The following is a 12700-nucleotide window of genomic DNA, read 5'->3' as shown; positions in this document are numbered from 1 at the left end:
GGTCAGCTCCTTTGCTGGTCACCGAAGACTTCCTCAACCGTTTTGCCGAGTTCGCGGCAAATGTCGAGCGCCAGGTGAACCGAAGGGGAATAGTTTCCTTTTTCGATGTTGGCTACGGTCTGCCGGGAGACACCGACGCGTTGGGCAAGCTCGGCTTGCGAAAGCTCGTGCCAGCGCCGCCATTGGCGGACCATGTTCGGGTGTGGATCTATGTCGCGCGACATTTTCTAACCGTAAATAATCCCATTCAGAGTGTCAAGGAAACTTTACAAACTGCTAACCCCAGTCGCCGAGCGCGCCCTCCAACGCGCCCAACGCTGCATCGATGATCGGCCGCCGTGCATCCTCCGGGCATCCCGCATCCGCCCAATCGAGGCACACAGCCTCCACGAATCCGAAGAACCCGGATACAGCGACAGCTGCGCGTTCACCGTCCGCGCCCACCAGCGCCCGCAGCTTATCGACGCCCGTATCCCGCCCCTCAATCCTCACAAACTGGACCTCCTGCGGCGTATCCCCACGCACCACCGCCGCCCACGCCAACGGGTGAGCGGCAACGTGATCGAGGTAGACCTCCGCCGCCGCCCGGACCTTGCCGCGTGTCGACGTATTCGGCGGCAGTCCCTCGACCGCCTCCGCCACCGCCGCAGTCAGCTCCTCCTCCCGCTGGGCAACCACAGCCGCGTACAGTCCCGCCTTCGAACCGAAGTGGTGGAAAATCAACCCGACCGAGATGCCCGCGGCTTGGGCAATGTCCTGGGTGGATACCTCGGAGTAGCTGGAGGAGGCGAACAGGGGGCTGGCGACGTCGATAAGCGTGTGGCGTCGTTCTGCGACGCTGAGCCGCGTGCGTGTCATGAAAACCACTATACTGAGTGGCGCTCAGTAGGAAAGGAGTCCCATGCTGGAGAACACGATCTGGTGGCACGTCTACCCGCTCGGCGCACTCGGTGCGCCCATCCGCGACCGCGCCGGCGACGATGCCGCGCCGCGTCTGCGTGAGCTTGAACCGTGGCTCGACTACCTCATTGAACTCGGCTGCGACGGCCTGCTACTCGCCCCGATTTTCGAGTCCGTGGGGCATGGCTACGACACCCTCGACCACTACCGCGTCGACGCGCGCCTGGGCACGAACGAGGACTTCGATTGGCTCATGTCTGCGTGTCGCGAACGCGGCATCAAGGTCATGCTCGACGGCGTGTTCAACCATGTCGCCGCCACGCACCCCGCCGTCGCCGCTGGTCTGGCAGGCTCGACTTCCTGGGAAGGCCACGACGAGCTGGCTACCCTCCACCACGATGACGAGCGCGTCCGCGACATGGTCGCTGACATCATGAAGTTCTGGCTCGCGCGCGGCATCGCCGGCTGGCGTCTCGATGTCGCCTACTCCGTGCCACCCGCCTTCTGGGCCGACGTGCTCGCGCGGGTGCGCGCCGACTACCCCGACGCTCTGTTTTTGGGCGAGGTCATCCACGGCGACTACGTGCAGATCGCGTCGTCCGGCACTCTCAATTCGGTCACCCAGTACGAACTGTGGAAGGCCATCTGGAGCTCGCTTCACGACGAGAACTTCTGGGAACTCGACCACGCCCTTTCCCGCCACGCAACCGTGAGTGGTTCGATGGTGGCGAACACCTTCGTGGGCAACCACGACGTTGACCGCATCTCGAGCAAGATCGGCCAGGACAAGGCCATCGTCGCGCTGGCCATCTTGATGACACTGCCCGGCATGCCCTCCATCTACTACGGCGACGAGCAGGGCTTCGAAGGCATCCGCGGGGAAGGCTGGACCGCCGACGACTCCGTCCGCCCCGCCCTCCCCGCCAACCCTTCTGATCTGTCGCCGCTGGGTTCATGGATCTTCAACGAGCACCAAGCCCTCGTTGGGCTGCGCCGCCGCCACCCGTGGCTCACCCGCGCGTCCATTGAGGTGCTGGACAAGACCAATGAGACCATTAGCTACCGCGTGAGCGCGGGCCCCACCGAACTGCAGATCGATGCATGGTTGCAGCCGGCACCCGGTGTGCGCATCCGTGCGTGCGAGCACGGGGAGACCGGGGAGACCCTCTACGAGTGGGCAGCTTAGACCCCGGGCGTCGCCACTGCGGAAAAGTTGACAAGCTTGGGATCGATCCGTATCGCGAAAACGCCCTGACCTGGTGCTTTGTTCCTAGGCAGAAATCGAGTTTGTCAACTTTTCCGCAGGCTCAATTGTCGTCGAGCCCGTGCCCTCGAGACTTAGCTCGGCCCTGCCGATTCGGCGGCTGTCCTAGGCAGCCATTCTCGAACGCACGGCATCCCTCAAGTGTTGCGGGATATCGGCGAGGGTGCCTGCTGTCACCCTGATCACTAGCCATCCGCGGAGAGCGCATTCGATGCCTATGCGCGAGTCCTTATCCCTTTGGGTCCGTTCGAGGTGGTGCTCACCGTCGTACATCAAGGCAATCTTCAGATCAGGGAGAGCGAGGTCGAAGACGGTGATGAGGCGGGATTCGTCGTAAAGCGGAAGCTGCTCTACGAGGAAAACCTGCAGCTCTTTGCACACAGCGACGCTTAGCAACCGCATCTCGGTCTCCTTCGGGGAATCGGCGAACCGGCTGGAATGGCCAATCAAAATGGCGAGCCACCGCCTATTTAATCTGCGTGCCGCGGCATCGACAACATCCTCGAGTCTGACACCGAGATGACGACGAGCCATGTCGAGCACTTGAATGCACCGCACCTCAACCGCTGTCAATCCCTCGACGTGCAGGACCCGCCATGAATGCAGGCCAGAACGGATATGGCGAATAGCCTCGACGACCGCATCCGCGGGCGGTGAGATCCGAACGTCAAGTCCGCGGTACGTCACGATCCACGGCACGGTCCCGCTGAGATGAGAAACGTGCGGGGTGAAAGCTGTGGCCGCCTGTTTCGTGCGAACCGGACCCGCGAGGGTCGTGTCGCAGTGGTCAGCGAAGAATGGGAGACCGAAAACGGCTAGTGCGCTGAGCCCGGATATCGAATGATTGGGCCGTTCCAATGCCATGGCGAGTGCTCGGGCAGCGGCAGGGGCCCGGTAAACAATTCGACGGGGGTGGTCCCACGACTGCGATTCAGCCAAGTCGAGCGGGCGACCGAGAGTTGGGTCGATCGCGTAGGTGGATGTGACGGTCAGGCCCTCGCCGGGTTCACGGAACCCCCGGCGAACGGCGGAAGACACATCCATCCCATTGAAAGCGTGCAGGGGTTGGTCTCTGAGCGAAGAGGGGTAGCGCGGGTTTCTCATGTCCTGTTGGACTGCGGTAACTGTTCGTTCGGTTCCCTCCCTTCGGCTGGGAGTGCGGAAAAGTTTACAAACTCGAACCAAGTTCAGACACCCAAAAGGCTATGACCAGCGCGTTTATTTCTAGACCGAAATCCAGTTTGTCAACTTTTCCGCAGGCGCCGCTGAACGCCCGCCCGCCCACGCGGGCCCTGCCTCACTCCAGGGCCCCAAACCCCTTACCGCAGCACGTCGCGCCCGTACTTCAGCGCCATGGTGAGCAAGTTGGCCCACTTCTCGGGGGCCAGCCCGTCTGGCCCGGCGATGGGGACGATGCGCTGTTCAGCGACGGTGCGGGCTTCGGTGAATTTGAGCAGGCCGTCGTCACCGTGGCGGCGGCCCACACCGGAGCGCTTCCAACCGCCCATGGGCGCACCGATGGAGGACCAGCCGGCGGCGTACCCTTCGTTGATGTTGACGGTGCCGGCTTCGAGCTGGCTCGCGATCTCGCGGGCTGTCGCGGGTTTGCCCCACACGGACGCGTTCAGGCCGTATTCAGTGTCGTTGGCGCGGCGGATGGCTTCTTCGTGCGAGTCAACAACCTCGATGTAGACGACGGGGCCGAAGACCTCTTCGCGGTGGAGGCGCGCGTTTTCGGGCACATTGAGCAGCACGGTGGGGGCGTAGAAGTTCTCACCGAGGTCGGGCAGGCGCTTGCCGCCGGTGGCCACGGTCGCGCCCTTGGACACGGCATCCTCAACGAACGAAGCGACGGTGTCGGCCTGGTCGGAAGAAATCAGCGAACCCATGTCGATATCCCAGTCGTGGCCTGGGCCGATGCGCATCTTCTCGACGCAGCGCACAAACGCCGGGATGAACTTGTCGGCCACGTCGCGGTGGACGTAGATGCGCTCGATAGAGATGCACAGCTGGCCGGTGTTGGAGAAGCAGGCGTGGCGCACGCCGGAGACGACCTTGTCCACGTCGGCGTCGGAGGTGACGATGAGCGGGTTCTTGCCGCCGAGCTCGCCGGAGAAACCGATGAGTCGCTCGCCAGCCTGGGACGCGAGCTTCGCGCCGGTGTCGGAGGAGCCGGTGAACATGAGGTAGTCGACCGAGTTGACCAGTGCCTGGCCGACCTCGCGGCCGGAACCGGGCACGACGGTCAGCACATCTTTGGGCAGGCCGGCTTCAGCAAGCAGCTCGGCGGCGCGCAGCGAAGTCAACGGGGTCGACGAGTCCGGCTTGAGCACGACGGTGTTGCCGACCATGATCGCTGGGATCGCGTCAGAAATGGCCAAGACGAGCGGGTAGTTCCAGGGCGCGATGATGCCGACCACGCCGACGGGCGCGTGCTGCACCTGCGTTTTCGTCGCGATTGGCAGGGCGACCTTCGCGCGGTCCGGGGAGAGCAGCTTCTCCGCGCGGTAGGCGTAGTGGCGCGCGGTCAGCGCGTTGTCCAGCACTTCTTCGAAGGCGGCGCGGCGGTTTTTGCCGTTTTCGTCCTGGATGATGTCCAGGAGTTCCTTTTGGTGCTTGAGCACGAGGTCGTGGTAGCGCAGCATGATTTTCTTGCGCTCTTTGACTGCGGTGGCGGCCCATTCGGGCTGTTTGGCGCGGGCGCGCTCGACGGCTTCGAGTGCCGTGTCGGCGCCGTAGTAGTTGGTGGTGCCCACGATCGTGCCGTCGGCGGGGTTTTTAATGGTGATGGTCGTGTTGTTATTCACGCTCGTCGTCATAAACCCCAAATCTAGTGCACCTGGCGGCGACGGTACAGGTTGTTTGCGCTAAAAAATCACTTAGCGACGTCTCCGCCCACCCCGACAAACCTGCGCACCAACGAGCGGTATGCCGCGGCAGTCAGGGCGACGTCTTCCACGTCAATGTATTCGTCGTGGGAGTGGAGCTGGTCGAGGACTTCGCCGAAGCTGCGCTCGCGGGCGTGCAGCGCGAATCCGTAGCCGACTCCGCCGAGGCGGCGGCCAAAGCGCAGGTCGGAGCCCCCGGCGGCGATGGTGGGTACGACGGGGACGCCGGGGAAGAACTCGTCAAGCGTATCGACGATAGCGTCGTAGAGCGGGCCCTCCGTCGGCGACACCGTGGCATCTTCGGTGATGAGGTGTTCGATGGTGACGCGGTCAGCGAGGTCACCCAAGGCGTTCCGCAGCAGCTCGTCGATTTCCTCCTGGGTCTGTCCCGGCAGCGGGCGAATATCTAGTTCGAGGTACGCGGTCGACGGCAGCACATTAATAGCGCCGCCGGCGCGCAGCACGGTGGGGGAGGCGGCTAGGTGGCTCATCGCGTGGGAGTAACGGGCCAGGTCGCCCAAGGCCTCGTAGTTCTCGCCGCGCAGCAGTTGTGCTTCGGTCTCGGGGTCGAAGCGGAACGCGCGGACGTAGCCCTGCCACAGCTCGTCGGAAACGACGTCGGGCTCGAGCGCGGCCAGCCGGCGCGCCACTTCGCCGATCAGCCCGACGGTCATCTCGCGGCCGTAGGGTGCGGAGCCGTGGCCCGCGTCGCCATGCACGGTCAGGCGGCGCTGAGCTGCGCCTTTCTCACCGACGACGACAACGATCGCGTCACCATCGCCAACCACCGGCAAGTGCGATCCCGCTGTCTCGGACAGGCAGTTGCGCCAGCTGAAGGCCTCGGGCTCGTTCTGGGAGATCCAGCCGGCACCCAGGCCGCCACGGGCTTCCTCATCGGCGCAGCCGACGAAGGTCAGGGTGCCGCGCGGCGGGTTGCCTGCCTGCGCCTCAATAGCGACTTCGCGAGTCACGGCGGCCATCGCTGCGGTAATGAAGAGCATGTCCATGGCTCCGCGGCCGTAGATGCGGCCGTCGATAAGCTCGGCGCCGAAGGGGTCCTTGGTCCACTTCGGTTCGTCGACAGGGACGACGTCGGTGTGGCCGAGGAGGGTGAGCGGCTCGGCGGACGGGTCGGAGCCCGCAATGGTGAAGGCGACGGAGACGCGGCCCGGGTGCGGCTCGAAGCGGCGCACGGACACGACCGAGGAGTCCTCCCCGAGAGCCTCCGCGAAGAAAGCCTCGAGGGTTTCGGCGTTGCGCACCTCCTGGCCGGAGTCTGCCGTTAGGTCGTTCACGCAGGCGTTGCGGATGAGCTGCTGCAGCAGGTCGACGGTGGTGTCGGTCAGCTCGGTGGGGGTGCGGTCTGTCATTGGCGGTGTCAGTGCTCCTTCGGGCTTTGGGTGAGGGTGCCGGTCGGACTGGATTCCAGAATGTATTGTGCGAGCTTATCCAACGCGTTCTGGCAGTCTTCTTCCGAGCCGTCAAGTGAGCGGGCCGCAATAGCGATGCCGTAGGTGGTGTCGCCGATGGTGGTAAAGCCCATTTGGCGGGAGTGCCAGGAGCCGTCGTCGGCATCAGACCAGCCGCCCTTGAAGGGCATGTCGGCAATGCGCCCGAGGCCGTAAGAGTGCTCAGGGTTGATCTTGTGCATCTCGTCGATCACGGGGTGGTCCTCCGGCAGGGAGGCCAGGTGGCGGGCATAGCGGGCCTGGGCGGGAACGGGCCACACGGTCGTTCCAAAATACGGTCCCACCTGGACAGACATTCCGCCTTTGGCGATCTCTTCGCCGACGATCTGGCTGGCTTCGTCGTCGGAGCCCAGGCACGACCACAGGCTTGAGGCTGCGTCGTTATCGGAGTATTCGATGGAGGCGGATGTCAGCTCCGCAAGTGTTTCCTCGTCGTAGGAGCAGTGGTCTTGCGCGACCACAGCGATCGGGATTTTGATGGTTGACCAGGCGGGTAGCATGCCGACGGAGCCAGCGGAGGCGTCGGTGGTGCCGTCGAAAAGCGAAATGCCTGCCTGGGTGCCTGTATCTTCCTCGATGGCGGCGACGGCCTCAGCCATGTCGTCGAGGTCCAGGTGCTGTGGTGCAGGGGCCGGTCCGGGCGTGACGGGAGGAGCATCCTCAGGCTTGTTTCCGCAGGAACTAAGCCCTAGCGGGAAAGCGAGACACGTGGATAACAGCAGTGCCGCAGTCGGCGTGGGACGCTTCACAAGACTGATACTGTAGCCCCTTTTCAGTAGGGTTGACAGACATGGGTGATCTTGAGGTCGTAGGCAGTGTTGAGGAAGCCGTTGATAAGCTCATTGAGCTGTATCGCGCATCGTGCCTCCTCGCCCGCGAAAGCCTCGATTCCGGTGACGTTGCGCGCTATGAGGGCGTGAAGTACCCGAAGATCGCCGTGGAGGTCAAAGAGTGGCACCCCGTCGACCGCTCGCAGCCGTTCGGCTATGTCGATGAAGCTGGCGTGTACTCGGCGGTGCTGTCGCGGCCGGACATAATGGCCCGCTATTTGCGCCACCAGCTGCAGTGCTTGGTGATCAACTACGACTGCGAGATCGCCGTCGGCTATTCCGACGTGGGCATTCCGCCGGAGTACATCCGCGGGCTCGAAGGCATCAATGAAGCGCGGCGCTCACGGTCCGGCACCGTCATTCCGCGGCCGACGCTTGACGACGTCCACGATGCCATCATCGACGGCGACTGGGATGCCTTTCACGGACCGGAGAAACCCCTGTTCCACTTCGGGCCGCAACGCTTCGACATCGCGTGCGCGCGGATCGAGCACTACACCGGCATCGAGGTCGATTCGGTGCAGCGGTTCATCCTGTTCACCAACTACGAGATGCACACGCGTGAGTTCGTGAAATTCGGGTTGTCGCAGCTCGCGGGGGAGGAGACCCGTTACTCGGCGCTGATTCTGCCGAACGGGCGCACGATCACGCGCGGGGATGTCGCCGACATCGACCAACTGGCCATGGACTTGGCTTCGCGCTACCAGATGCCGCGCTTCGACTTGGCCGCCGAGGATAACTCCGGCGTGACCATGATCAACATCGGCGTGGGCCCGTCGAACGCGAAGACGGTGACGGACTGCCTCGCTGTTCTGCGCCCCGAGTGCTGGATCATGATCGGCCACTGCGCCGGCTTGGATGCCCGCATGCGCATCGGCGACCTTATTCTGGGCAACGCCTACGAGCGCCGCGACCACGTGCTGCAGAACCACATCAAGTCTGAGCTTCCCATTCCCGCCGTGCCGGAGATCCAGCGCACGCTAGAGAAATCGGTGAAGAAGATTTACGGCGAGGAGGAGCAGTCCCTCATGCGCACCGGCACGGTGCTGTCCACGGACGACCGCAACTGGGAGTGGCAGACCCCGCGCGAGCTGTGGGATTGGTTGCGGCACTCCACCGCGGTGGCCGTGGATATGGAGTCCTGCACCATCGCGGCGAACGGGTACCGCTACCGCGTTCCCTACGGCGCACTGCTCGCCGTGTCCGACTTGCCGCTGCACGCCGTGCCGAAGCTGCCGGCTGCGGCGCAGGCCTTCTACTCCAACTCGAAGGAAGCCCACGTGATGTGCGCTGTCCGCGCGATGGAACGCCTCGCCGAGCACCCTGAGCGCCTGCGTACCCGCAAACTGCGCCGTGCGCAGGGTGAGGTCCCGTTCCGGTGACTTTTCACGACCCGGAGTTCAACGACCCTGCTGTCGAGCTCGCTCACCGCAGCGCGATCCGCTCCATCGAGCGCGTCGTGCATGAAACAGCGCAGCCAACTCCGCCCGAGCAGGCACTCGCGGAGATTGCCCGCATGCTCAACCGCGGCCCCGCCCTCATCCTCACCGGCGCTGGCATGTCCACGGAGTCCGGCATTCCCGACTACCGTTCGCCCGGTGGCCGGTTGTCCAAGGGCCGCCCGATGACGTACCAGGAATTCGCCCATTCGCCGGCTGCGGTGCGCCGCTACTGGGCCCGCGCCTTCGTGGGCATGCGCTACATGCGCGCCGCTCACCCAAACCGTGCCCATTTCGCGCTAGTGGAGCTGGAGCGCGCCGGGTTGATCCGCGGCATTGTCACACAAAACGTCGACGGGCTTCACCTCGAGGCGGGTTCCCAGAATGTCATTGCGCTGCATGGCGACATGGAGCACGTCGTGTGCCTCGATTGCGGCCGCCGCGAAACACGCACGCTTTTCGACGCCCGCCTCGACGCCGCCAATCCCGGCTACTTCGAATCCGTCACCGTGACTGAGGGCATGATCAACCCCGACGGTGACGTGGAGTTGCCCGATTCTGCGGTGGAGCGGTTCACCATGTTGACGTGCGGGGCCTGCGGGGGCCAGCGGCTCAAACCGGACGTGGTCTACTTCGGTGAGAATGTTCCGCGGCAGCGCCGCGCCGAGGCGGGGCAGTGGCTGGCGGAGTCGACATCGCTCATTGCGGTGGGGACGTCCTTAGCCGTGATGAGCGGGTACCGCCTCGTGCTTGACGCACGCGCGCAGGAGAAGCCGGCCGCGGTGGTCAACGGTGGTCCCGGCCGGGCCGATCAGAAGGTGACCACAGTGTGGCGCAGCAATGTCGGCGACGCGCTGGACAGCATTTTGGATGAGCTCGGGCTCTAGGTGCGGCCAGAGTGCGGGCCGGTTGTGCGGCGAATCTGTGAATCAGCCCTCAAAATGTGGTGACTTTTCGGGACTCGCGTAGATAATCCACGGTTTATGCGACGAGGGCAAGTAGCGTTTCAACCGTGAAACAGCTGGCTGGGCGGGTAAGCATCGCCGTGACACTCATCGTGGTGATTGTTTTCGCCCTGTACCGTTACTGGGCCAATCATCTCGAAGGCACAAGTGTCTTCGAAACGGATATTCCACTGGACTTGTGGATTTACCTCCGTGGTGGCGAGCGGGTGCTCGACGGGGTGAATGTCTACGATGCCCCGATCTATGACGACCTTCCGTTCACTTACCCGCCGTTTTCCGCCATGCTGTTCGCGGGGCTGAGCCTGCTGCGCGATGAGACAGTGACCATGTTCTGGCACATTGGCACCCTCATCGGTATCGGGTGGGTCATCTGGGCTTGCCTGAAACGGTTGAAGGTGCAGGTCACGCCGCTGCACGCTGTGCTCATCCCGCTGTTGACCGCCACGTTCGTGCTGATGGCCGAACCACTGCATGCGACGATGTTCTGGGGGCAGATCAATGTCATGCTCATGGTGCTCGTCTGCCTCGACTTCCTGCCGACTAAGTACCGCCTACCGGGTATCGGGGTGGGTCTGGCCGCGGGCATCAAGCTCACCCCGGCGTTTTTCGGACTGCTGTTTCTTGTGCAACGGCGTTGGCTCGATGCCCTGATCAGCTTTGTGACGTTCCTGGTCACAGTGGTCGTCGGGTACCTCACCGTCCCAGATGCGCACGTGTTCTGGACGCGGGCGGCGTTCGATTCCGAGCGCGTCGGCGTGCACACCAACCCGGGGGCGCAGTCGCTGCGCTCCATCCTGATCCGCGTCTACGGGGTAGATTCCACCGCGGTGTGGGCGGCGATCGTCGTCGCCATGATGGTCCTGCTCGTCTGGACGTTGTGGCTGTGCGTCAAGCACGACAACATCCCGGCGGCAGTCGGACTGACCGGCATCGGAGCGTGCATGGTGTCCCCGTTCAGCTGGTACCACCACTGGGTGTGGCTCGTGCCGTTCGGCATCGCTGTGTTCGTCGCAGCCAACCGCGCCGGCGCCGGTTACGCGCAGAACAATCCGGTGCGCTGGCAGGCCGCGGGCGTGCTCTCGGTTGCGGCGTTGTTGCTGGTCATCCTGCCGTACTGCGCGACGAACGTGGCAACGGGGTGGCTCGCGGACGAAAGCTCCACGCCGCTGCAACTGTCTGAACGCTTCCACATGCTCCGCTACGTTGCTGGGGCACTGATCATGATGCTCGGCACGGTGGGGTACTACCTGTTGCAGGAAAAGCGCTACGGCCGCGTACCCGCCGACCGTGCCGCGACTCGCTCCGCAGGCGCAGAGGCGGACGCAGACGCAGACGCAGGCGCAGGCGCTGACGGCTCCACTGTTACTACAGTGGAGGAGCATGATCTACAGCTTCGAGGGCAAAACACCGGTCATCGCTGAATCGGCGTTCGTGGCGCCGGAGGCGACCATCATCGGCGACGTGGTGATCGGGGAGGACGCGGCGATCTTCCCGGGCGTGGTCATCCGCGGTGACGTTGGCAGCATCCGCATCGGTGCCCGCACGAACGTCCAGGACAACAGCGTCATTCACGTCCAGACCGGCACAACGACCGTGCTCGGCGACGATGTCACTGTCGGCCACATGGCCATGGTTCACGGTGAAGAAGTCGGAAACGGCACGATGGTCGGCATGGGGGCGACGGTGCTGGCCTACTCGAAGATCGGCTCAGGCTGCATCATCGGCGGCGGCGCTGTCGTGCTCGAAGGGGCAGAAATTCCCGACGGCTCGCTCGCCGCGGGAGTTCCAGCGAAAGTGCGCCGCGAGCTTTCCGACGACGAAAAGGCCGGGCTGGTCAATCACGCCGCCATGTACGCGGACCTAGGCCGTCGTCACGCTGAGGGGCTCACGGAGCACGAGGTCTAGCGCGACCGCGCGGGCGATGTCGCGCACCATTTCGCGGTGCGTGGGGATCATCCGCAAGCTGGCGGCCGCCCCATCCGGCAGGTTCGCCCGGACGGTGCGGGCGAAGACGGCGGGGGCGTGGGGGTCGTCGATAAACGCGCTGCCAGCGACGACCAACGTGGAGGCGTCATGCTGCGCCATCAAGTCCGCCGCGACGGCGCCCAGCTCCTCAGCCCTCTCGTCAAGGGTCTGTCGGGTGGAGGAGTTGGACGAGGCGTGGGATACAGCGTCGATAAGCGAGCTGGTGGGCTCCTCAATGCGCTCGAGCAGCCCGTGCGTGGTCAGGTCCTCGCGGTCGACCGCGATGGGCAGCACGCCTTTGTCTTCGGTGACGGCAGCGCCGATGGAGTCGTCGGCGAAAATCGCCATGATGGAGCCGCTGCCCGGGTGCTGGTCAGACTGGATCTCGGAGCCGATAATGGCAGCGACGGCCGAGGTCACGGTGACCGGGACGGAGAACTGTTCGCGCAGCTGGGCCGCGAACGGAGCATCGTGCCAGCCGAGGTTCGGCGCCGTGACCGCGCCTTGCGGGCTGACTGAGCCGGATGTGGTCACCCCGACGGTGGCCAGCGGGCGGCCCAGATCCGCCATGAGCCGGTTCAGCCCCGCCATGATGTGCTGGATGAAATCGTCCTGGCTGACGCTGGCGACATCGATCTCCACGTCTGTGTCGCGGATTGTGCGGCCTTTGATGTCGAACAGCGCGATGTACGTGGCCGCCGTACCCACCGAAATTCCGGCGTGGACGGGGTGCGTGTCGCTCAGCTCGAGCGGAATGATCGGGCGGCCGCGACCTTTCGACTTCGATAGGTCCGCCCGCTCTGTCACATATCCGGCGCTCATGAGCGCCGCGATGGCGCGCGTGACGGTCGGTTGAGACAGCCCAGTCGCCGTGACGAGCTCACTGCGGGACGTCACAGGACTCAACCGCACCATGTGCAAGCATTTCGCCGTCGGATTGTGGGGGCGCGAGAACGCGGACCACGAGGATTTCATAGTTT

At 64.3% G+C, this 12700-nt stretch carries 12 protein-coding genes; 5 read left to right on the top strand and 7 right to left on the bottom strand.

The features are described from left to right. Nucleotides 1-2: 2 nt before the first annotated feature. Nucleotides 3-224 (bottom strand): helix-turn-helix transcriptional regulator, encoded by a 222-nt coding sequence (locus HMPREF0291_RS02605; protein ID WP_005287509.1) that lies wholly within the window; start codon nt 222-224, stop codon nt 3-5. A gap of 52 nt (nt 225-276) precedes the next feature. Beyond that, entirely contained in the window at nt 277-858 is a 582-nt protein-coding gene (locus HMPREF0291_RS02600) for a TetR/AcrR family transcriptional regulator (protein WP_040423441.1), read from the bottom strand. Nucleotides 859-901: 43 nt separating this feature from the next. Between HMPREF0291_RS02600 and HMPREF0291_RS02595 the strand changes: the two genes are divergently transcribed. After that, nucleotides 902-2086 (top strand): alpha-amylase family protein, encoded by a 1185-nt coding sequence (locus HMPREF0291_RS02595; RefSeq protein ID WP_005287506.1) that lies wholly within the window; start codon nt 902-904, stop codon nt 2084-2086. 183 nt (nt 2087-2269) lie between these two features. Here HMPREF0291_RS02595 and HMPREF0291_RS02590 read toward each other — a convergent pair whose 3' ends face one another. The 4 genes from HMPREF0291_RS02590 to HMPREF0291_RS02575 all read right to left on the bottom strand — a co-directional run bounded on the left by HMPREF0291_RS02590 (nt 2270) and on the right by HMPREF0291_RS02575 (nt 7270). After that, a complete protein-coding gene (locus HMPREF0291_RS02590) occupies nt 2270-3202 on the bottom strand; it encodes a hypothetical protein (RefSeq protein ID WP_156774789.1) in 933 nt (310 codons plus the stop codon). A 281-nt stretch (nt 3203-3483) separates the two neighbouring features. After that, nucleotides 3484-4983, bottom strand: a complete 1500-nt coding sequence (locus HMPREF0291_RS02585; RefSeq protein ID WP_005287501.1) for a succinic semialdehyde dehydrogenase — start codon at nt 4981-4983, stop codon at nt 3484-3486. Nucleotides 4984-5039: 56 nt separating this feature from the next. Further along, nucleotides 5040-6422, bottom strand: a complete 1383-nt coding sequence (locus HMPREF0291_RS02580; protein WP_005287498.1) for a M20/M25/M40 family metallo-hydrolase — start codon at nt 6420-6422, stop codon at nt 5040-5042. Nucleotides 6423-6430: 8 nt separating this feature from the next. Next, on the bottom strand, nt 6431-7270 hold the full coding sequence (locus HMPREF0291_RS02575; RefSeq protein WP_156774788.1) for a serine hydrolase: 840 nt from the start codon (nt 7268-7270) through the stop codon (nt 6431-6433). A gap of 41 nt (nt 7271-7311) precedes the next feature. On the opposite strand from HMPREF0291_RS02575, the gene amn reads away from it, so the two are divergent. From amn to HMPREF0291_RS02555, 4 genes are all read left to right on the top strand, one after another. Continuing rightward, entirely contained in the window at nt 7312-8733 is a 1422-nt protein-coding gene (gene amn, locus HMPREF0291_RS02570) for an AMP nucleosidase (RefSeq protein ID WP_005287494.1), read from the top strand. Further along, entirely contained in the window at nt 8730-9677 is a 948-nt protein-coding gene (locus HMPREF0291_RS02565) for a Sir2 family NAD-dependent protein deacetylase (RefSeq protein WP_005287491.1), read from the top strand. The genes amn and HMPREF0291_RS02565 overlap by 4 nt, the downstream gene beginning before the upstream one ends. A 125-nt stretch (nt 9678-9802) precedes the next feature. Continuing rightward, on the top strand, nt 9803-11176 hold the full coding sequence (locus tag HMPREF0291_RS02560; RefSeq protein ID WP_005287489.1) for a glycosyltransferase 87 family protein: 1374 nt from the start codon (nt 9803-9805) through the stop codon (nt 11174-11176). Continuing rightward, entirely contained in the window at nt 11136-11660 is a 525-nt protein-coding gene (locus tag HMPREF0291_RS02555; RefSeq protein WP_005287485.1) for a gamma carbonic anhydrase family protein, read from the top strand. The genes HMPREF0291_RS02560 and HMPREF0291_RS02555 overlap by 41 nt, the downstream gene beginning before the upstream one ends. On the opposite strand, the gene HMPREF0291_RS02550 is transcribed toward HMPREF0291_RS02555, so the two are convergent. After that, entirely contained in the window at nt 11616-12695 is a 1080-nt protein-coding gene (locus HMPREF0291_RS02550; RefSeq protein WP_040423439.1) for an ROK family protein, read from the bottom strand. The genes HMPREF0291_RS02555 and HMPREF0291_RS02550 overlap by 45 nt on opposite strands. Between the last annotated feature and the right edge of the window lie 5 nt (nt 12696-12700).

The sequence above is a fragment of the Corynebacterium genitalium ATCC 33030 genome, assembly GCF_000143825.1.
Taxonomy (GTDB): domain Bacteria; phylum Actinomycetota; class Actinomycetes; order Mycobacteriales; family Mycobacteriaceae; genus Corynebacterium; species Corynebacterium genitalium.
Note: the sequence above shows the minus strand (reverse complement) of the source record. Positions and strands in the feature narration are given on the sequence as shown.